At 71.5% G+C, this 20,803-nt stretch carries 13 protein-coding genes; 10 read left to right on the top strand and 3 right to left on the bottom strand.

All coding sequences use genetic code 11. The features are described from left to right. The first annotated feature begins 3 nt into the window (after positions 1–3). From mtrA to IG94_RS0128780, 6 genes are all read left to right on the top strand, one after another. A complete protein-coding gene (mtrA, locus tag IG94_RS0128805; RefSeq protein WP_003975799.1) occupies positions 4–693 on the top strand; it encodes a two-component system response regulator MtrA in 690 nt (229 codons plus the stop codon). Between the two features lies 1 nt (position 694). Then, positions 695–2,806: an MtrAB system histidine kinase MtrB gene (gene mtrB, locus IG94_RS0128800; RefSeq protein WP_031043562.1), complete on the top strand. Its 2,112-nt coding sequence runs from the start codon at positions 695–697 to the stop codon at positions 2,804–2,806. Next, the gene (locus IG94_RS0128795; protein ID WP_031043559.1) at positions 2,796–4,643 is read left to right on the top strand and encodes an LpqB family beta-propeller domain-containing protein; all 1,848 of its coding nucleotides are present in this window, start codon (positions 2,796–2,798) and stop codon (positions 4,641–4,643) included. Before mtrB ends, IG94_RS0128795 begins: the two co-directional genes overlap by 11 nt. Positions 4,644–4,760: 117 nt before the next feature. Continuing rightward, the gene (locus tag IG94_RS0128790) at positions 4,761–5,741 is read left to right on the top strand and encodes a ComF family protein (RefSeq protein ID WP_052410908.1); all 981 of its coding nucleotides are present in this window, start codon (positions 4,761–4,763) and stop codon (positions 5,739–5,741) included. Between the two features lie 287 nt (positions 5,742–6,028). Then, positions 6,029–6,721, top strand: coding sequence for a ribosome hibernation-promoting factor, HPF/YfiA family (gene hpf, locus IG94_RS0128785; protein ID WP_031043549.1), 693 nt, complete (start codon positions 6,029–6,031; stop codon positions 6,719–6,721). Between the two features lie 225 nt (positions 6,722–6,946). Beyond that, entirely contained in the window at positions 6,947–7,705 is a 759-nt protein-coding gene (locus IG94_RS0128780) for a response regulator (RefSeq protein WP_031043546.1), read from the top strand. 17 nt (positions 7,706–7,722) lie between these two features. On the opposite strand, the gene IG94_RS0128775 is transcribed toward IG94_RS0128780, so the two are convergent. Continuing rightward, a complete protein-coding gene (locus IG94_RS0128775) occupies positions 7,723–8,898 on the bottom strand; it encodes a winged helix-turn-helix domain-containing protein (RefSeq protein WP_031043544.1) in 1,176 nt (391 codons plus the stop codon). Positions 8,899–9,161: 263 nt separating this feature from the next. Continuing rightward, positions 9,162–9,728 (bottom strand): GNAT family N-acetyltransferase, encoded by a 567-nt coding sequence (locus IG94_RS0128770; protein WP_031043541.1) that lies wholly within the window; start codon positions 9,726–9,728, stop codon positions 9,162–9,164. A gap of 289 nt (positions 9,729–10,017) precedes the next feature. Between IG94_RS0128770 and secA the strand changes: the two genes are divergently transcribed. Continuing rightward, a complete protein-coding gene (gene secA, locus IG94_RS0128765; protein ID WP_031043539.1) occupies positions 10,018–12,861 on the top strand; it encodes a preprotein translocase subunit SecA in 2,844 nt (947 codons plus the stop codon). Positions 12,862–12,994: 133 nt separating this feature from the next. Here secA and IG94_RS0128760 read toward each other — a convergent pair whose 3' ends face one another. Continuing rightward, positions 12,995–13,756, bottom strand: coding sequence for an Rv3235 family protein (locus IG94_RS0128760; protein ID WP_031043536.1), 762 nt, complete (start codon positions 13,754–13,756; stop codon positions 12,995–12,997). Positions 13,757–14,079: 323 nt separating this feature from the next. Here IG94_RS0128760 and IG94_RS0128755 point away from each other — a divergent pair, with 323 nt between their 5' ends. The 3 genes from IG94_RS0128755 (at position 14,080) to IG94_RS0128745 (ending at position 20,770) form a co-directional block, all read left to right on the top strand. Further along, entirely contained in the window at positions 14,080–14,598 is a 519-nt protein-coding gene (locus IG94_RS0128755; RefSeq protein WP_031043533.1) for a DUF6912 family protein, read from the top strand. A 58-nt stretch (positions 14,599–14,656) separates the two neighbouring features. Continuing rightward, the gene (locus IG94_RS0128750) at positions 14,657–15,337 is read left to right on the top strand and encodes an HAD family hydrolase (protein ID WP_031043528.1); all 681 of its coding nucleotides are present in this window, start codon (positions 14,657–14,659) and stop codon (positions 15,335–15,337) included. A gap of 462 nt (positions 15,338–15,799) precedes the next feature. Further along, entirely contained in the window at positions 15,800–20,770 is a 4,971-nt protein-coding gene (locus IG94_RS0128745; protein ID WP_031043524.1) for an NAD-glutamate dehydrogenase, read from the top strand. Positions 20,771–20,803: the final 33 nt, after the last annotated feature.

Here is a 20,803-nt window from a genome sequence, read left to right as displayed (position 1 = left end):
GGGATGATGTCGTTTATGAAGGGACGAGTCCTTGTCGTCGACGACGACACCGCACTGGCCGAGATGCTCGGCATTGTGCTGCGTGGTGAGGGTTTTGAGCCGTCTTTCGTAGCCGACGGCGACAAGGCGCTGGCCGCCTTCCGGGAGACCAAGCCCGATCTGGTGCTGCTCGACCTGATGCTGCCCGGTCGGGACGGCATCGAGGTGTGCCGCCTGATCAGGGCGGAGTCGGGTGTGCCGATCGTGATGCTGACGGCGAAGAGCGACACCGTCGACGTCGTGGTCGGCCTGGAGTCGGGCGCCGATGACTACATCGTGAAGCCGTTCAAGCCGAAGGAGCTGGTGGCCCGCATCCGGGCGCGCCTGAGGAGGTCCGAGGAACCGGCGCCGGAACAGCTCGCCATAGGCGACCTGGTCATCGACGTGGCCGGTCACTCCGTGAAGCGGGACGGACAGTCGATCGCGCTGACGCCGCTGGAGTTCGACCTGCTGGTGGCGCTGGCCCGCAAGCCGTGGCAGGTGTTCACGCGGGAGGTGCTCCTCGAGCAGGTTTGGGGCTACCGGCACGCCGCCGACACCCGCCTGGTCAACGTGCATGTGCAGCGGCTGCGCTCCAAGGTCGAGAAGGACCCGGAGAAGCCGGAGATCGTGGTGACCGTCCGCGGAGTCGGCTACAAGGCCGGACCGAGCTGACATGGCCAGGGACAGTGCCGCTTCGGCGCCCGGGTCCGGGGCCCGCGCCGGGCGGCCTGTCGCCCACGAGCCCCTCCGCCGCAAGCTCCCCGGTCACACGGCTGCCGGTCGCAAGCCGCCCGGCTCCCGCTGGGGCCGCCTGCTGGAGGGCGGGCTGCTGCACGGCGGCGTGCAGGGCAGTCCGGTGCTCCGCCTCTTCGTGCGCTGGGTGCGCCGTCCGCTGCTGCCCGTCATGCGGCTGTGGCGGCGCAACATCCAGCTCAAGGTCGTCGCCACCACCCTGCTGATGTCGCTGGGCGTGATGCTGCTGCTCGGCTTCGTGGTGATCGGACAGGTCCGCAACGGCCTGCTGGACGCCAAGGTGAAGGCGTCCCAGAGCCAGGCCACCGGTGGCTTCACGGCGGCCAAGCAGAGGGCCGAGGAGTCGGCGAGCGCCGACGGCGAGGACAACGCCCCCGCCGACGGGCGCCCCTCGCAGAACGTCATCCAGTGGATGAGCGAACTGGTGAAGTCGCTCTCCAGCGGCGGCCAGGGCGCCTTCGACGTCGTCACGCTCCCCATGGGCGGGGAGAGCGGCAGCGGACGCGGCCCGCGCGCCTCCGGTTCGGTCGACTGGGCCGTCAGCGTCCCCGAGGAACTGCGGGCAAGGGTCGAGGGCGGTACGGCGGCGGCCCAGAGCTACACCCGTATCAAGTACAGCTCCGGCCAGGACTCCGAGCCCGGCCTGGTCATCGGCAAGCAGGTCAACGACCCGAACAGCGAGCCGTACCAGCTGTACTACCTCTTCCCGCTCACTCAGGAGGAGAAGTCCCTCAGCCTGGTCAGGGGCACACTGGCGACGGCGGGGCTCTTCGTCGTCGTGCTGGTCGGGGCCATCGCGTGGCTCGTGGTGCGCCAGGTCGTCACGCCCGTACGGATGGCGGCGAGCATCGCCGAGCGGCTGTCCGCCGGGCGCCTGCAGGAACGGATGAAGGTCACCGGCGAGGACGACATCGCCAGGCTCGGCGAGGCCTTCAACAAGATGGCGCAGAACCTCCAGCTCAAGATCAGCCAGCTCGAGGACCTGTCGCGGATGCAGCGCAGGTTCGTCTCCGACGTGTCGCACGAGCTGCGGACGCCGCTGACGACCGTGCGGATGGCCGCCGACGTCATCCACGACGCGCGCGTGGACTTCGACCCGGTCACCGCGCGGTCGGCGGAACTCCTCGCCGACCAGCTCGACCGGTTCGAGACGCTGCTCGCGGACCTGCTGGAGATCAGCCGCTTCGACGCGGGCGCCGCGGCCCTGGAGGCGGAGCCGATAGACCTCAGGGAGGTCGTACGGCGGGTCGTCAGCGGCGCCGAACCGCTCGCCGAGCGCAAGGGCACGCAGATACGCGTCCTGGGCGACCAGCAGCCCGTGGTCGCCGAGGCGGACGCGCGGCGAGTGGAGCGTGTGCTGCGCAACCTCGTCGTCAACGCGGTGGAGCACGGCGAGGGCAGGGACGTGGTCGTCAAGCTCGCCGTGGCCGGCGGCGCGGTCGCCGTGGCGGTGCGCGACTACGGCGTGGGACTCAAGCCCGGCGAGGCCACCCGGGTCTTCAGCCGCTTCTGGCGGGCCGACCCGGCACGGGCGCGTACCACCGGCGGCACCGGACTGGGCCTCTCGATCGCCCTGGAGGACGCGCGGCTGCACGGCGGCTGGCTGCAGGCCTGGGGCGAGCCGGGCGGCGGCTCGCAGTTCCGGCTGACGCTGCCCAGGACCGCGGACGAGCCGCTCAGGGGCTCGCCGATACCGCTGGAGCCGACGGACTCGCGGCGCAACCAGGAACTCCACGACGCCGGCCTCGGCGAGGCGGGTGCGGTGAACGGCGCGGACCGGGCGGCCGGTGCCCCGGCACAGGTGTCGGCCGGGCAGTCGCCCTCCGCGCGGGGACCGATACCTCCTAGGCCCGCCCCGGCGACCCCCGCGGCCGATCCGACGGCGCTCCCCGGCAACGGCGCGCGCGTGGTGCCGAAGAACGTGTCGGGAGCCCGGGGACAGGACGGCGGGCCCGCGCCGGAGGCGGCGAGCCGTCCGGACGCCGGGGCGCAGGAAACGAGCAGGCAAGGGGAGGCATCTCGTGGACGCTGACCGCGAGGGAGGCGGTCGGCGCAGGCCGGCACGCGTGCTGGCGTACGCCCTCTGCGGCGTCGTACTGGTGGCGGGCTGCGCGTCCATGCCCGACGACGGAGACCTGCGGGGGGTGGAGTCCACGCCCCGGCAGGACCCTCAGGTCCGTGTGTTCGCGATGCCGCCGCAGGACGACGCCCCGCCCTCCGACATCGTGCAGGGCTTCCTGGAGGCGCTGACCAGCGACGATCCGCATTACGAGACGGCGCGCAGGTATCTGACCGGTGACGCCGCGAAGAACTGGCAGCCGGACGAGTCGGCGACGGTGCTGGAGGGCGGGCCGGGAACCGAGTCCGACCACTCGGGCAGCCGCGAGGACGCCAACGACTACTCGGTGACCCTGACCGGCACGAAGGTCGCCACCGTGGACGGGCAGCAGTCGTACTCGCCGGCCGAGGGCTCGTACCGCAAGCCGGTGCACCTCACCCGGGACGGCAAGACCAGGCAGTGGCGCATCGACGCGCTGCCGCCGGGCGTCGTCATGGGCAAGTCGGACTTCCAGCGCAACTACATGTCGGTCAACCGGTACTACTTCGCCTCGAACTCCGTGGTGCGGGCGGACGCCGACGAGGGGACGAGCCCGCAGCCGGCGGCCGTCGCCGATCCCGTGTACGTGCGCCGGCGCGTCGATCCCATGACGCAGGTGGTCCGTTCCCTGATCAGCGGGCCCACGAGCCTGCTCGGTCCCGTGGTCAGGTCCAGCTTCCCGACCGGTACGGCGCTGGCGGAGAACGCCGGTTCGCTGGCGCCCGACGACCGCAGCAGGCTCACGGTGCCGTTGAACGACAAGGCGGCGGGGGTCGGTCAGGAGAAGTGCGACGAGATGGCCGCACAGCTCCTCTTCACGCTGCAGGCCCTCACTCCGGCGGTGGAGGACGTCGAACTCCGCTCGGGCGGCGAGAAGTTGTGCTCGCTCACCGAGGACCGGGCCGAGACGGTCGCCACGCGCGGTTCGGCGCAGCGGCCCGACTACCTGTACTTCGTCGGCCAGGACGACAGCGTGGTGCGGATCGCGGCGGGCAGCAACGGAACCCGTCCGGAACCCGTCCCGGGCCCGCTGGGCGAGGGCGAGAAGGCGCTGCGGGCGGTCGCGGTGGCGCGGGACGAGCACAGCGCCGCCGGTATCGGCCTCGACAACAAGTCGCTGTACGTGGCTTCGCTGGTGCCGGGCGGTTCGCTCGGCGAGCCCGTCCTGGTCAGCGAGGGCGAGGCGGAGGACGACCGGCTGACGCCGCCCAGCTGGGACGCGCAGGGCGATCTCTGGATCGCCGACCGGGACCCCGCCGATCCGCGGCTGCTGCTGCTGAAGGCGGGCGCGGGCGAGCCGGTGGAGGTCCGGACACCGGGACTGGACGGCCGGGTGCAGGCCGTGCGGGCGGCGGCCGACGGAGTGCGGATCGCGCTGATCGTGGAGAAGGGCGGCAAGCGGTCGCTGCTCATCGGACGCATCGAGCGGGACGGCAGGCCCGGGGAGGAGGCGGCTGCCACCGTTCTCGAACTGCGTTCCGCGACGCCCGAGCTGGAGGAGGTCACGGCCATGTCGTGGGCCGGGGACAGCCGGCTCGTGGTGGTCGGACGTGAACGCGGCGGCGTTCAGCAGATCGGGTACGTGCAGGTAGACGGCTCGACGCCGGAGGCCTCGGTGCCGGCGGCCCTGACGGGGGTCGCGGAGATCGCCGCGACCGAGGACGAGCGGCTGCCGCTCGTGGCGTACTCGGAGGACCTGATCGTGCGGCTGCCGTCCGGACTGCAGTGGCAGAAGGTGACGGAGGGGACGGCGCCGGTCTACCCGGGCTGAGGCGCTCGCCGCCCGGGTTTTCCACAGGCGGCCGGTGAGGGTTTTCCACAGGCCCGGCAGGGTTCCGCGGACCTTGGCACAGTGGTGGCCATGCGGGGATTGCTGGAATTGCGGGGATTGCGCAGGGGATGGCGGGACCTCACGGACCTGGTGCTGCCGGCCGAGTGCGGCGGGTGCGGGGACGGCCGCGCGGTGCTGTGTTCCCGGTGCCGTACGGCGCTGGGCGGGGCCGCGCCGCGTCGGGTGCGGCCGGTGCCGGAGCCACCGGGGCTGCCGGTGGTGCACGCGGCGGCGCCGTACGCGGACGAGGTACGGGCCGCGCTGCTGGCCCACAAGGAGCGGGGCATGCTGGCCCTGACGGCGCCGCTCGGCGCGGCCCTGGCGGGAGCGGTACGGGCGGGCCTGCGGGAGTCGGGCACCGGCGACGGGGACGGTTTCTCGGGACCGGGCCCGGGTCCGGGCCGTGGGCCGGTGTCGGTGCCGGCGCTGCTCGTGCCGGTGCCGTCGGCGCGGCGGGCGGTGCGGACGCGCGGGCACGACCCGGCGCGGCGCATCGCTCTCGCCGCGGCGGGGGAGCTGCGGCGGACCGGAGTGTCCGCCCGGGTGTCGGCCGTGCTGCGGCAACGGCACGCCGTGGCCGACCAGTCGGGGCTCGACGCCCGGCAGCGGCTGGACAACCTCACCGGGGCGCTGGCGGTGGTCCCGGGCGGTGCCCGGCTGCTGTGCGGTGGTGGGACGGTCGTCCTGGTCGACGACCTGATGACGACGGGGGCGTCGCTGACCGAGGCGGCACGTGCGGTACGTGCGGCGACGGCGGGCGGTGCGGGAACCGCCACGGACCGGGGCGGACCGCCGGACCGGGCCGGACCGGCTGAGTCGGGGGCGGGACCCGGCACGTACTGGACGGCGAGATCGGCTGTGTATCCGTCGGCGGTGGGGGAAGGCAGAGAGGAACGGAAGCCGGGACCCGAAATGGCGGGCCCGAACGGAGGCGGCGCGGTGATAGGTGAAGCGATCTGTGCGGCAGTGGTCGCCGCCTCACCGGATTCTTTCGAAAATAAACCGGAACTGACTGAGAGCTTGCATCGTTGCAGGTAATGAGAGGGTCAATTCACTGGAACGGAGGTACACCGCGGTAGAGGGTGACGACATCCGTCCGGGCGAGATATGTTCGGTTGTGAGGCAAAGCCGCAGGCCACACCTCTCGAATCCGAATGCCGCGCTGCGGGTTTTCACCGTCATCACCCGCGCCGGTGGAGTGGAGAACCCGCCCGCCGGGGAGGAGGTGGACGTCACCGAGTCCGAGGTTCCGGGTGATCCGGAACCTGGTGCAAAAGGGAGATGCTCCGCCGTCGAAGCGGAGCGATCCGGGAACGGAGTTCTGCGTGGACATCGTCGTCAAGGGCCGCAAGACCGAGGTGCCCGAGCGGTTCCGGAAGCACGTGGCCGAGAAGCTGAAGCTGGAGAAGATCCAGAAGCTCGATGGCAAGGTGATCAGCCTCGACGTCGAGGTGTCCAAGGAGCCGAACCCCCGGCAGGCCGACCGCTGTGACCGAGTGGAGATCACGCTCCGCTCCCGCGGTCCGGTGATTCGGGCGGAGGCGGCGGCGAGCGACCCCTACGCGGCGCTCGACCTGGCGGCGGAGAAGCTCGGCGCACGGCTGCGCAAGCAGCACGACAAGCGCTTCTCGCGCCGGGGCGCACGCCGGATCTCGGCGGCGGAGGTCGCCGACCACGTACCGGACGCGGCGACGCTCAACGGGAACGGCGAAGTCGTCCCGCAGGAGAAGCGGGACGGCGTACCCACCAAGAAGATCGGCTCGCTGGAGGTCCAGGGCGACGGCCCGCTCGTCGTCCGGGAGAAGACCCACGTGGCCGCACCGATGTCCCTCGACCAGGCGCTCTACGAGATGGAGCTGGTCGGGCACGACTTCTATCTGTTCGTCGACGCCGAGACGAAGGAGCCCAGCGTCGTCTACCGGCGGCACGCCTACGACTACGGCGTGATCCACCTCACCACGGACACGATGGTCACCCAGGCGCACGCCCCCGACGCGGGCGATGCGCTCGGCGGCTGACGCACCGTCGGTGACAGCGAACCGGTGCCCCTGGAGCGTGTGTGCGCCCCCAGGGGCATCGGTGTGCGACGGTGCGCGAGGGTGTGCGACCCCCATCGCCGCCCGTTCGGGCACCCCACTGTCGGCCGGGCATGGAATCATGGCGACAACGGCCCAACCGGTGGGTCGTTGCTCTGGGTTGGCGATGGCTCAGGACCAAGGGCCGCAGCCTTCAGGGGAGGAACGATGGCGGACAGTTTCGGACCGATGCGGGTCGCGGGCGTCGACCACGGGATCGACGACGGGGCCGCCGGCATGGGCCCGGACACGGGCGTCCCGCGCGAGGAGCCGATCAGGGTCCTGGTCGTGGACGACCACGCCCTCTTCCGCCGCGGTCTGGAGATCGTGCTCGCGGCCGAGGAGGACATCCAGGTCATCGGCGAGGCCGGGGACGGCGCCGAGGCCGTGGAGAAGGCCGCAGACCTGCTGCCGGACATCGTCCTGATGGATGTGCGCATGCCCAAGCGCGGCGGGATCGAAGCGTGCACCTCCATCAAGGAGGTGGCACCCAGTGCCAAGATCATCATGCTCACGATAAGCGACGAAGAGGCCGACCTCTACGACGCGATCAAGGCGGGGGCGACCGGATACCTCCTCAAGGAGATCTCGACGGACGAGGTGGCCACCGCCATTCGCGCAGTGGCCGACGGGCAGTCCCAGATCAGTCCGTCCATGGCGTCGAAACTCCTCACCGAGTTCAAGTCGATGATCCAGCGGACCGACGAACGCCGGCTGGTGCCCGCGCCGCGGCTCACCGACCGCGAGCTGGAAGTACTCAAACTCGTCGCCACCGGAATGAACAACCGGGACATCGCCAAGGAACTGTTCATTTCCGAGAACACCGTGAAGAACCACGTCCGCAACATCCTGGAGAAACTCCAACTGCACTCCAGGATGGAGGCCGTGGTGTACGCGATGCGGGAGAAGATCCTCGAGATCCGGTAAGCCGGCCGGAGAGCGGGTCAGGCGAGCAGGCGGGTCAGCTCCGCGGTGAGGGGCCGGCGCAGGTCCGGGGCGTCGACACGCTCCACGCGCACATCCGTGCAGTCCACCCAGCTCGCCGCCTCGACCAGGGCCTGCGCCACCGCGGGAGCGGCCTTGGGGCCGTCCAGCGTCACCTGCCTGGCGACGAGCGTGCGGCCCTCACGCGCCGGGTCCACCCGGCCGACGAGCCGTCCGCCCGCCAGCACCGGCATCGCAAAGTAGCCGTGCACCCGCTTCTGCTTGGGCACATACGCCTCCAGGCGGTGGGTGAAGCCGAAGATCCGCTCCGTGCGCGCACGCTCCCAGACGAGGGAGTCGAACGGGGAGAGCAGCGTGGTGCGGTGGCGGCCGCGCGGGGTCGTCTCCAGGGCCGCGGGGTCGGCCCAGGCCGGACGGCCCCAGCCCTGCACGGTGACCGGCACCAGACCCGAATCGGCGATCACGGCGTCGACCTGCTCGGCCTTGAGCCGGTGGTAGTCCGCGATGTCCGCGCGCGTGCCGACGCCCAGTGACTGGCCGGCCAGCCGGACCAGGCGGCGCAGGCACTCGGTGTCGTCCAGGTCGTCGTGCAGCAGCGCGGCCGGGACGGCGCGTTCGGCCAGGTCGTACACCCGCTTCCAGCCGCGGCGCTCGACGCACACCACCTCGCCGTACATGAGCGCGCGCTCGACGGCGACCTTGGTGCCCGACCAGTCCCACCACTCGCTGGTCCGCTTCGCGCCGCCCAGGTCCGTGGCGGTGAGCGGGCCCTCGGCGCGGAGCTGCTTGACGACGCGGTCGTAGTCGCCGTCGGGGAGGTGGTGGTTCCAGTGCGGGCGGTTGCGGTAGGCGCGGCGGCGGAAGGCGAAGTGGGGCCACTCCTCGATGGGGAGGATGCAGGCGGCGTGCGACCAGTACTCGAAGGCGTGGGTGTCCTTCCAGTAGGCGTCCTCGACCGTCCTGCGGCCGACGGCGCCCAGGCGGGCGTACGGGATGAGCTCGTGGGAGCGGGCCAGGACCGAGATGGTGTCGAGTTGCACCGCGCCCAGGTGACGGAGGACGCCGCGGACGCCGGCGCGGCGGTCGGGGGCGCCGAGGAAGCCCTGTGCGCGGAGGGCCAGGCGGCGGGCCTCGTCTGCGGACAGTTCCGTGGCGGGGGGCGGGAGGGTCGTCATACGTCCGCACGATAGGGGGTGGGTCTGACAGTGGGGGTGGGTGCGGGGAGGTGGGTGCGGGGAGGTGGCTGTACGTCCCTGTACGTCTCTGTACGTGGCACCCGGCGTGCCTGTGGGCCGGGGGTGGGTCGCGAGGCCCGGCGCGGGCGGGGTGCCGCTGCGCCCACCCGTGCCGCCCCAGCGGCACGACTGCCCGCAGCGGCGCGGCACGCACTGCCCGCAGTAGCGGTTCGGCATGACTGCCCGCGGCGGCGGGGGGCGTGTTACGGGGCCGGCAGGTACGGGGACGTGGACGGGAGGGTGAGGTCCGAGGGGAGGAGGGAGGCGATCCAGCAGTCGCGGCGTACGCCGTTGTTGTTGATCGCGGAGCGCAACGTGCCCTCCATGGTGTAGCCCGCCCGCCGGGCCACCGCGCGGGAGGCCGTGTTCCCGACCTCCGCGCGCCACTCCAGGCGGTCGACGGCCCGCTCGGTGAACGCCCAGCGGGAGACGGCGACCGCGGCCTCGGTGACGTAGCCGTGGCCGCGGTGCTCCTTGGTGCCCCAGAACCCGATCTCGCCGACGCCCAGGGAGATCATGGTGACGCCGAGCATGCCCGCCAGGTCCCCGTCGGGCAGGAAGAGGCCGAAGGTGAACATCGAGTCGTTCGCCCAGCCGTCGGGGACCGCCTGCTCGGCGAAGTTCCGCGCGTGCTCCAGGAGGTAGGGCGAGGGGATCGTCGTCCAGCGCTGGATGTCGGGATCCTGCGCGGCGGCGTACACGGCCTCGGTGTCCTGGGGGCCGACCGTGCGCAGGACGAGGCGGTCGGTGGTCAGCGTGACGGGTTCCATCGGCCGATTCTGCGCGGCGGCCCGCGGCGGACGCCAACTTTTTGCCCTGCGTGAACAGGTGGTCACCTTTAGTGCAATTCGCCGGGGGGTGCGGCACCATCCACGGGGCCCGGACGTTGAACCGGGTGACAGCGGACCGGGGACCGGATGCAAGGCTGGACGCAGAGCGGACGGTCCCCGTCGCGGCAGGCCTCCCGGGGCGGTGGGGTCCTCGCATACGATGGCCGTTGCTCAGTCCGTGACAGGAAACCGACCGTCCCAGGCCCGACCGGCAAGGAGACAAACCCCCGTGTCCGTCCTCTCGAAGATCATGCGTGCAGGCGAAGGCAAGATCCTGCGCAAGCTGCACCGCATCGCGGACCAGGTCAACTCCATCGAAGAGGACTTCGCTGACCTCTCCGACGCCGAGCTGAGGGCCCTCACCGACGAGTACAAGCAGCGGTACGCCGACGGTGAGAGCCTGGACGACCTGCTGCCCGAAGCCTTCGCCACCGTCCGCGAGGCCGCCAAGCGCGTCCTCGGCCAGCGGCACTACGACGTGCAGATCATGGGTGGCGCCGCCCTGCACATGGGCTACGTGGCCGAGATGAAGACCGGCGAGGGCAAGACGCTCGTCGGCACGCTCCCGGCCTATCTCAACGCCCTGTCCGGCGAGGGCGTGCACATCGTCACGGTCAACGACTACCTCGCCGAGCGCGACTCCGAGATGATGGGCCGCGTCCACAAGTTCCTCGGCCTCAACGTCGGCTGCATCCTCGCCAACCAGACGCCGGCCCAGCGCCGCGAGATGTACGGCTGCGACATCACCTACGGCACGAACAACGAGTTCGGCTTCGACTACCTGCGCGACAACATGGCGTGGTCCAAGGACGAGCTCGTCCAGCGCGGCCACAACTTCGCCATCGTCGACGAGGTCGACTCCATCCTCGTGGACGAGGCGCGTACGCCGCTGATCATCTCGGGCCCGGCCGACCAGGCCACCAAGTGGTACGGCGACTTCGCCAAGCTGGTCACCCGCCTGAAGAAGGGCGAGGCCGGCAACACCCTCAAGGGCATCGAGGAGACCGGCGACTACGAGGTCGACGAGAAGAAGCGCACCGTCGCCATCCACGAGTCGGGCGTCTCCAAGGTCGAGGACTGGCTGGGCATCGACAACCTCTACGAGTCGGTGAACACCCCGCTGGTCGGCTACCTGAACAACGCCATCAAGGCCAAGGAGCTCTTCAAGAAGGACAAGGACTACGTCGTCATGGACGGCGAAGTCATGATCGTCGACGAGCACACCGGCCGTATCCTCGCCGGCCGCCGCTACAACGAGGGCATGCACCAGGCGATCGAGGCGAAGGAAGGGGTGGACATCAAGGACGAGAACCAGACGCTCGCCACCATCACCCTCCAGAACTTCTTCCGCCTCTACAAGCGCCACGACCACAACGACAAGGAACAGCCCGGTCTGTCCGGCATGACCGGTACGGCGATGACCGAGGCCGCCGAGTTCCACCAGATCTACAAGCTCGGCGTGGTGCCCATCCCGACCAACCGGCCGATGGTCCGCCAGGACCAGTCCGACCTGATCTACCGCACCGAGGTCGCCAAGTTCGACGCGGTCGTCGACGACATCGAGGAGAAGCACCGCAAGGGCCAGCCGATCCTCGTCGGCACCACCTCCGTCGAGAAGTCCGAGTACCTCTCGCAGCAGCTCAGCAAGCGCGGCGTCCAGCACGAGGTGCTCAACGCCAAGCAGCACGACCGGGAGGCGACGATCGTCGCCCAGGCGGGTCGCAAGGGCTCCGTGACGGTGGCCACCAACATGGCCGGCCGTGGTACGGACATCAAGCTCGGCGGCAACCCCGAGGACCTCGCCGAGGCGGAGCTGCGCCAGCGGGGCCTCGACCCCGAGCAGCACATCGAGGAGTGGGCCGCGGCCCTGCCGGCCGCGCTGGAGCGGGCCGAGCAGGCGGTCAAGGCCGAGTTCGAAGAGGTCAAGTCCCTGGGCGGGCTCTACGTCCTGGGCACCGAGCGGCACGAGTCGCGGCGCATCGACAACCAGCTGCGCGGTCGTTCCGGCCGGCAGGGCGACCCCGGAGAGAGCCGTTTCTACCTCTCCCTGGGCGACGACCTCATGCGCCTGTTCAAGGCCCAGATGGTCGAGCGCGTGATGTCCATGGCGAACGTGCCGGACGACGTGCCCATCGAGAACAAGATGGTCACCCGCGCGATCGCCTCCGCGCAGTCGCAGGTCGAGACCCAGAACTTCGAGACGCGCAAGAACGTCCTGAAGTACGACGAGGTCCTCAACCGCCAGCGCGAGGTCATCTACGGCGAGCGGCGCCGCGTCCTGGAGGGCGAGGACCTGCAGGAGCAGATCCAGCACTTCATGAACGACACCATCGACGCCTACGTGCAGGCCGAGACCGCCGAGGGCTTCCCGGAGGACTGGGACCTCGACCGGCTGTGGGGCGCCTTCAAGCAGCTGTACCCGGTCAAGGTGACCGTGGAGGAGCTGGAGGAGGCGGCCGGCGACCGGGCCGGGCTGACCGCCGACTACATCGAGGAGTCCATCAAGGACGACATCCAGGAGCAGTACGAGGCGCGTGAGACGCAGCTCGGCTCCGAGATCATGCGCGAGCTGGAGCGCCGGGTCGTGCTCTCGGTCCTGGACCGCAAGTGGCGCGAGCACCTCTACGAGATGGACTACCTCCAGGAGGGCATCGGCCTGCGCGCGATGGCGCAGAAGGACCCGCTGGTCGAGTACCAGCGGGAGGGCTTCGACATGTTCCAGGCCATGATGGAGGGCATCAAGGAGGAGTCCGTCGGCTACCTGTTCAACCTGGAGGTCCAGGTCGAGCAGCAGGTCGAGGAGGTCCCGGTCGAGGACGCGGCGCCGTCGCTCGAGAAGGACGTCCAGGACGCCGTCCCGGCCCAGGCGGGTGCCCGTCCGGAGATCCGCGCCAAGGGGCTCGACGCCCCGCAGCGACGGGATCTGCACTTCTCCGCGCCGACCGTGGACGGCGAGGGCGGTGTCGTCGAGGGCGAGTTCACCGACGGCGAGTCCGCGCAGGCGCAGTCGGACGGTCTCACGCGCGCGGAGCGCCGCAAGCAGGCCAAGGGCGGACGCCGCCGCAAGAAGTGACGGTGCGGTGCCCGCGGGCACCGCGTCGGAGTGGGGCAAGGGCCGGTTCACCTGCGGGTGGCCGGCCCTTCGGCCTGCTCGACGGCCCCGGCGGCCCCGGCGGAACGGGGGGTGAGCGGCGGGCCGGGGACGGTCAGTCGTCGTCCGCGCGGGGGCTGCGCGGGCCGCCCAGTTCGACCGCCGTGCAGCGCCAGCGCAGGTCGCGGCCCTGCTCCAGGCGGAAGGCCATGGCGCGCAGCTGGTCGCCCGCGCCGATGCGGGCGAAGACCTCCAGCGCGCCCTCGCGCGGCTCGAACCAGCCGATGTCGCGGACGACGGGGGAGGCGCCGCGCGTACGCAGGGGGCCGCGTTCGGCGAGGTGGGCCAGGTCGTCGTAGGCCCGGCCGACGGTGTGGCGGAGCATCGAGTGGACGGGGCGCCGGCCGCTGAGCACGTGGAGGAGGAGTTCGGCGAACCGGTCGGTGGGGCTCAGCTGGGGAACCGGGCGGCGAGGTGTCTGGGCGGGGACGAGAGGCGCTGCCGGGGCCGTTGCGGTCGGCGGCCCCTCCGGACGGGCCGGCCGTGCGTCAGAGGCCCTCAGGCGCGTGCCCGGGGCGTCCTGGGCGGCCTGCCGTGCCTCCGCGGCGGCGAGGTCCGTCGCGGGCGCGCTCGCGCGGGGTGCGCCGGTGGTCCGCCGGCCCGGTCCGGCCGTGGCCGGCCGGGTGTCGGCAGGCCGCGTCCGGGCGCGCGGGGACCTGCCCGGAGCGCCCGGCGGGCGGCCGCCGGGCGCCGCGGTCCGTACGACGCCGCCGGGGCGGCGCGGAGGTGCGGCGCCGGGAGCGCGGGACGCGGGGCCCGCGGGGGCGTACGCGAGGGGCAGGGGGCGACTGGCGGCCCTGGTCATGACCTTGTACATGAAGATCCCCGTTTCGGCGGCGGCCCGGACTGGCAATACCGGGCAGTAACTTGCGGTCGAGGACCTTGTACGGGGTGAAGGCCCGGCACGGCAAGGAGCGGCGCGGCCGGGGTGAGGGGGCAGGAGAATTCACCTATCAGGGTGGCCGGGGCGGTCGGCGGCCCGGGGCGGCGCGGGAGCGGCGGGTGAATCCCGGGCCGGGGGTGGACGCCTCCGGCCCTGTGCCGGGAACTCGAAAGGGGACACCCGCACGTATCCTGAAGGTCCTCCCGCCGGCCTCCGAGCACCCCGGCGGTGTCCCCGACCACGGAAGCGGCGGTCCCATGCGCGTCTACGTCCCCCTCACCCTGTCCGCCCTCGCCGAGGCGCACCGGACGGGAGAGCTGGGGGCGCCCGGACCGCTGACCGCCTACGCCGTCACACCGGCGCTGCGCGAGTGGTACCTGTCGGACGACATCGAGGAGCTGGAGTACGCCGCCCTGAACCGCGCCGCGCTGGCCTCGCTGCGGCTGCTGGCGGCCGACGCCGGTGCGGAGCGCCGCCGGGTCGTGGTCGCCGCCGACGTGTCCGACGGCGCGGCCTCGGTCGATCCGGACCGGGGGCTCGATCCGCAGGCGCTGGGCGAGGTGCGGGTGGCCGGGCCGCTGCCGCTGGCCAAGGCGGCCGCGGTGCACGTCGACGCCGCCGAAGCGGAGACCGACGTGACCGCCGCGGCCGGCGCCCTCGCCGCGGCGGACGGCGGGGACGACGACGCGCAGTTCACGGTGGGCGGGGCAGAGGACCACGAACTGCTGTGGTACGCCACGCAGGAGATCCCGAACCTGGTGGGTGCGCGGCGCTGACGGGTCGTCGGCGCCGGCGGTGCCCTGACTGTCAGTGGCTGCGGGTACGTTTTCGGGCATGGGGATGCAGACAGGGGCGCACATCGTCTGGGACTGGAACGGCACGCTGTTCCACGACAACGACGCGATCATCGGGGCGACGAACGCGGCCTTCGCCGAGCTGGGGCTGACGCCGATCACGCTGGAGCAGTACCGGGCGCTGTACTGCGTACCGGTGCCGAAGTTCTACGAGCGGCTGATGGGCCGGCTGCCGACGGACGCCGAGTGGCAGGTCATGGACGCGACCTTCCAGCGCCACTACAGCGCGCAGATGGGGCGGTGCGGGCTGGCCGACGGCGTGGCCGAGCTGCTCGCGGGCTGGCGGTCGGCGGGGCGGAGCCAGTCGATCCTCAGCATGTACGGCCACGAGGAGCTGGTCCCGCTGGTGCGCGCGTTCGGGATCGAAACGCACTTCATACGCGTCGACGGGCGGACGGGGCCGTCCGGGGGCAGCAAGGCGGAGCACATGGTGCGGCATCTCGCGGAGCTGGCGGAGGCGGGGGTGGAGCCGGGCCGGACCGTCGTGATCGGGGACGCGGCGGACGACGCGGTGGCGGCGCGGGGTGTGGGGGCGGGGGCGGTGCTCTACACCGGCGGGTCGCACAGTCGGGCCAGTCTGGAGGACGTGGGGGTGCCGGTGGTGGACACGTTGGGGGAGGCGGTGGGGGTGGCCGAGCGGTTGGTGGGCGTGAAGTCGTAGCGCGGTGGTTCCGGTGAGGGACGCCACTGCCCGCAGCTGTGCGGAACGGCCAAGTCGGGGGCCGGGTTTTGTACAGAAGCGGCTCGTGACGGACGGGCCGGGGAGGGGGATAGCCTTGTCGCGTGATCAGCGCGATAGTTCGCGGGGGCACTGGTGCCTCCGCCCCGCGCCCGGTGCGCACGGACGACATCCGTGTCCGGGTGGCGGTCGCTGGTCTTCGCGGGCGGGACCGGGCGGAAGAGACCCCCGGTACGGCGCCTCGCATCCCCCGGACGGTGACGGCGAGAGCGAAGTCACACCCGGTCGGTGCGGCGACATTGGCTGATATGCCCCCGCTCCTCTCGTCTTGCGGCATAGCGTCGGAGAGGGCCGGACACCCCCGGTCCCGACGTCGTGCCGGAAGGCAGGAGACCGTACTTCCTTCTACGTCACGCAACGGCGCGCGACAGGAGTCAGAGGACAATGCAGACCAAGCTGGACGAAGCAAAGGCCGAGCTGCTCGAAAGGGCTGCGCGGGTAGCTGAGAACAGCCCGGTCGGGGGGCACCTACCGACTGGGACGACGGGCGAGGGCTCTCCGGGCACCCCGGACGGCCCCGACGGCGCGGACGGCGCCCCGGACTACGCGTCCCTGCCCGTGTTCCTCCACCGCTACTACCGGCACACCGCCCCGGAGGACCTGGCCGACCGCGACCCGGTCGACGTCTTCGGCGCCGCCGTCTCGCACTACCGGCTGGCCGAGAACCGCCCGCAGGGCACGGCGAACGTCCGCGTGCACACCCCGACGGTCGAGGAGAACGGCTGGACCTGCAGCCACTCCGTCGTCGAGGTGGTCACCGACGACATGCCCTTCCTCGTCGACTCCGTGACCAACGAGCTGACCCGTCAGGGCCGCGGCATCCACGTCGTCGTCCACCCGCAGATCGTGGTGCGGCGCGACGTCGCCGGCAAGCTGGCCGAGGTGCTCCCCGGCCCGCCCACCGCCGACCTGCCGCACGACGCGCACGTCGAGTCCTGGATCCACGTCGAGATCGACCGCGAGACCGACCGCGGCGACCTGAAGCAGATCACCGCCGACCTGCTGCGCGTCCTGAACGACGCCCGCGAGGCCGTCGAGGACTGGGGCAAGATGCGGGACGCGGCCGTCCGCATCGCCGAGCAGCTGGGGACCGAGGCCACTCCGGACGACCTCCCCGCGCGGGAGCTGGAGGAGGCCCGCGAGCTGCTGCGCTGGCTGGCGGACGACCACTTCACCTTCCTCGGCTACCGCGAGTACGAACTGCGCGAGGACGACTCCCTCGCCGCCGTCCCCGGCACCGGTCTCGGCGTCCTGCGCTCCGACCCGCACCACGCGGCCGACGAGAGCCACCCCGTCAGCCCGTCCTTCGAGCGGCTCCCCGCCGACGCCCGGGCCAAGGCCCGCGAGCACCGGCTCCTGGTGCTGACCAAGGCGAACAGCCGGGCCACCGTGCACCGGCCGTCGTACCTGGACTACGTCGGCGTCAAGAAGTTCGACGAGAACGGTAACGTCGTCGGCGAGCGGCGCTTCCTCGGCCTGTTCTCCTCCGCCGCCTACACCGAGTCCGTCCGCCGGGTGCCGGTGATCCGGCGCAAGGTGGAACAGGTGCTGGCCCGGGCCGGGTTCTCGCCCAACAGCCACGACGGCCGGGACCTGCTGCAGATCCTGGAGACGTACCCGCGCGACGACATGTTCCAGACCTCGGTCGAGGAACTCGAACCGATCGTGACCTCCGTGCTCTACCTCCAGGAGCGCCGCCGCCTGCGGCTCTACCTGCGCCAGGACGAGTACGGGCGCTACTACTCGGCCCTCGTCTACCTCCCCCGCGACCGCTACACCACCGGTGTCCGGCTGCGGATCGTCGACATCCTCAAGGAGGAGCTCGGCGGCACCAACGTCGACTTCACCGCGTGGAACACCGAGTCGATCCTGTCCCGGCTGCACTTCGTGGTCCGCGTCCCGCAGGGCACCGAGCTGCCGCAGCTGTCCGACGCCGACAAGGACCGTATCGAGGCCCGCCTCGTCGAGGCCGCCCGTTCCTGGGCCGACGGGTTCGCCGAGGCACTCACCGCCGAGGTCGGCGAGGAGCGTGCCGCGGAGCTGCTGCGCCACTACGGCGGCGCCTTCCCCGAGGGCTACAAGGCCGACCACGGCCCGCGCTCCGCGGTCGCCGACCTCGGCCACCTGGAGCGGCTCGACGAGGAGCAGACCTTCGCGCTCAGCCTGTACGAGCCGGTCGGCGCCGCGCCCGAGGAACGGCGTTTCAAGATCTACCAGAAGGGCGGCTCGGTCTCCCTGTCGGCCGTGCTTCCGGTGCTCAGCCGGCTCGGCGTCGAGGTCACCGACGAGCGGCCCTACGAGCTGCGCTGCGCGGACCGCACCACGGCCTGGATCTACGACTTCGGCCTGCGCATGCCCAAGGCGCCGGCCGGCGGCGCCGACTACCTCGGCGACGACGCCCGCGAGCGTGTCCAGGACGCCTTCGCCGCCACCTGGACCGGCAAGGCGGAGAACGACGGCTTCAACGCCCTCGTGCTCAGCGCCGGGCTGAACTGGCGCGAGGCCATGGTGCTGCGGGCCTACGCCAAGTACCTGCGGCAGGCCGGCTCCACCTTCAGCCAGGACTACATGGAGGACACCCTCCGCAACAACGTCCACACCACGCGGCTGCTCATCAACCTGTTCGAGGCCCGGATGGCCCCGGAGCGGCAGCGCGCCGGCCACGAGATCGTCGACGCGCTGCTCGAAGAGGTCGACGCCGCCCTCGACCAGGTCGCGAGCCTCGACGAGGACCGGATCCTGCGGTCCTTCCTCACCGTCATCAAGGCGACGCTGCGGACCAACTTCTTCCAGGAGGCGAGCGGCGGCAGGCCGCACGACTACGTCTCCATGAAGTTCGACCCGCAGGCCATCCCCGACCTGCCCGCGCCGCGCCCGGCGTTCGAGATCTGGGTGTACTCGCCGCGCGTCGAAGGCGTGCACCTGCGCTTCGGTAAGGTCGCGCGCGGCGGTCTGCGCTGGTCGGACCGCCGCGAGGACTTCCGCACCGAGATCCTCGGCCTCGTCAAGGCGCAGATGGTGAAGAACACCGTCATCGTGCCGGTCGGCGCCAAGGGCGGCTTCGTCGCCAAGCAGCTGCCCGACCCGGGCGTCGACCGCGACGCGTGGATGGCCGAGGGCATCGCCAGCTACAAGACGTTCATCTCGGCGCTGCTCGACATCACCGACAACATGGTGGCCGGCGAGGTCGTCCACCCCGAGGGCGTCGTCCGGCACGACGAGGACGACACCTACCTCGTCGTCGCCGCCGACAAGGGCACCGCCAAGTTCTCCGACATCGCCAACGAGGTCGCCGAGTCCTACAACTTCTGGCTCGGCGACGCCTTCGCCTCCGGCGGCAGCGCGGGCTACGACCACAAGGGCATGGGCATCACCGCCCGCGGCGCCTGGGAGTCCGTCAAGCGGCACTTCCGGGAGCTGGGCGTGGACACCCAGAGCCAGGACTTCACCGTCGTCGGCGTCGGCGACATGTCCGGCGACGTCTTCGGCAACGGCATGCTGCTCAGCGAGCACATCCGCCTCGTCGCCGCCTTCGACCACCGGCACATCTTCATCGACCCGGTGCCGGACGCGGCCACCTCGTACGCCGAGCGCCGCCGGCTGTTCGAGCTGCCGCGCTCGTCGTGGGCGGACTACAACACCGAACTGCTCTCGGCGGGCGGCGGCGTCTTCCCGCGCACGGCCAAGTCCATCCCGGTCAACGCGCAGATCCGCGAGGCCCTCGGCATCGAGCCCGGCGTCACCAAGACGACGCCGGCCGAGCTGATGAAGGCGATCCTCAGCTCCCCGGTCGACCTGCTGTGGAACGGCGGGATCGGCACGTACGTCAAGGCCTCCACCGAGTCCAACGCCGACGTCGGCGACAAGGCCAACGACGCCATCCGCGTCGACGGCAAGGACCTGCGGGTGCAGGTCGTCGGCGAGGGCGGCAACCTGGGCCTGACCCAGCTGGGCCGGATCGAGTTCGCGCTGCAGGGCGGCCGGATCAACACCGACGCCATCGACAACAGCGCGGGCGTGGACACCTCCGACCACGAGGTGAACATCAAGATCCTGCTGAACGGTCTCGTCAAGGACGGCGACATGACCGTCAAGCAGCGCAACAAGCTGCTCGCCCAAATGACCGACGAGGTCGGCGCGCTCGTCCTGCGCAACAACTACGCGCAGAACACCGCGATCGCCAACGCGCTCGCCCAGTCCAAGGACATGCTCCACGCCCAGCAGCGCTTCATGCGCCACCTGGTCAGGGAGGGCCACCTCAACCGGGCCCTGGAGTTCCTGCCCACGGACCGCCAGATCCGCGAGCGGCTCAGCACCGGGCACGGCCTGACCGGCCCGGAGACGGCCGTGCTGCTGGCGTACACGAAGATCACGGTCGCCGAGGAGCTGCTGCACACCTCGCTGCCGGACGACCCGTACCTCAAGGGCCTGCTGCACGCCTACTTCCCGAAGGCGCTGCGCGAGCAGTACCTGGAGCAGGTCGACAGCCACCCGCTGCGCCGCGAGATCACGACGACCGTCCTGGTCAACGACACGGTCAACACGGGCGGTACGACGTATCTGCACCGGATGCGCGAGGAGACCGGCGCCTCGCTGGAGGAGATCGTGCGGGCGCAGACCGTGGCCCGGGCGATCTTCCGCTCCTCCCCGGTGTGGGACGCGGTGGAGGCCCTGGACAACAAGGCCGACGCCGCCGTGCAGACCCGGATCCGGCTGCACTCGCGCCGCCTGGTCGAGCGCGGCACGCGGTGGCTGCTCAACAACCGGCCGCAGCCGCTGGAGCTGGCCGAGACGGTCGACTTCTTCGCCGAGCGGGTCGAGCAGGTCTGGTCGCAGCTGCCGAAGCTGCTGCGCGGCGCGGACGCGGAGTGGTACCAGCACATCTACGACGAGCTGACCGCCGCCGGCGTCCCGGACGAGCCGGCCACGCGGGTGGCGGGGTTCTCCTCCGCCTTCGCGACGCTGGACATCGTGTCGGTGGCCGACCGCACGGGCAAGGAGCCGCTGGACGTCGCCGAGGTCTACTACGACCTCGCCGACCGGCTCGGCGTCACCCAGCTCATGGACCGGATCAGCGATCTGCCGCGCACGGACCGCTGGCAGTCCATGGCCCGCGCGGCGATCCGCGAGGACCTGTACGCGGCGCACGCGTCGCTGACCGCCGACGTGCTGGCGGTGGGCAACGGGTCGGCCACGCCGGAGCAGCGGTTCAAGGCCTGGGAGGAGAGGAACGCGGCGATTCTCGGGCGGGCGCGGACGACGCTGGAGGAGATCCGGGGGTCGGAGGCGTTCGACCTGTCCAACCTGTCGGTGGCCATGCGGACCATGCGGACGCTGCTGCGCACGCATGGGTGACGGCTGACGGCTGACGGCTTCGCCGGGTGAGGT

Origin of the sequence: Streptomyces olivaceus, assembly GCF_000721235.1 — a bacterium.
Taxonomy (GTDB): Bacteria; Actinomycetota; Actinomycetes; order Streptomycetales; family Streptomycetaceae; genus Streptomyces; species Streptomyces olivaceus.
The sequence above is the reverse complement of the archived record's forward strand: the minus strand, read 5'-3'. Positions and strand labels throughout refer to the sequence as shown.

Coding starts and splice junctions, on each gene's coding strand:
- mtrA (WP_003975799.1), top strand. CDS start 4: ATGATGTCGTTTATGAAGGGACGAGTCCTTGTCGTCGACGACGACACC.
- mtrB (WP_031043562.1), top strand. CDS start 695: ATGGCCAGGGACAGTGCCGCTTCGGCGCCCGGGTCCGGGGCCCGCGCC.
- IG94_RS0128780 (WP_031043546.1), top strand. CDS start 6,947: ATGGCGGACAGTTTCGGACCGATGCGGGTCGCGGGCGTCGACCACGGG.
- IG94_RS0128775 (WP_031043544.1), bottom strand. CDS start 8,898: ATGACGACCCTCCCGCCCCCCGCCACGGAACTGTCCGCAGACGAGGCC.
- IG94_RS0128770 (WP_031043541.1), bottom strand. CDS start 9,728: ATGGAACCCGTCACGCTGACCACCGACCGCCTCGTCCTGCGCACGGTC.
- IG94_RS0128760 (WP_031043536.1), bottom strand. CDS start 13,756: ATGTACAAGGTCATGACCAGGGCCGCCAGTCGCCCCCTGCCCCTCGCG.
- IG94_RS0128755 (WP_031043533.1), top strand. CDS start 14,080: ATGCGCGTCTACGTCCCCCTCACCCTGTCCGCCCTCGCCGAGGCGCAC.
- IG94_RS0128750 (WP_031043528.1), top strand. CDS start 14,657: ATGGGGATGCAGACAGGGGCGCACATCGTCTGGGACTGGAACGGCACG.
- IG94_RS0128745 (WP_031043524.1), top strand. CDS start 15,800: ATGCAGACCAAGCTGGACGAAGCAAAGGCCGAGCTGCTCGAAAGGGCT.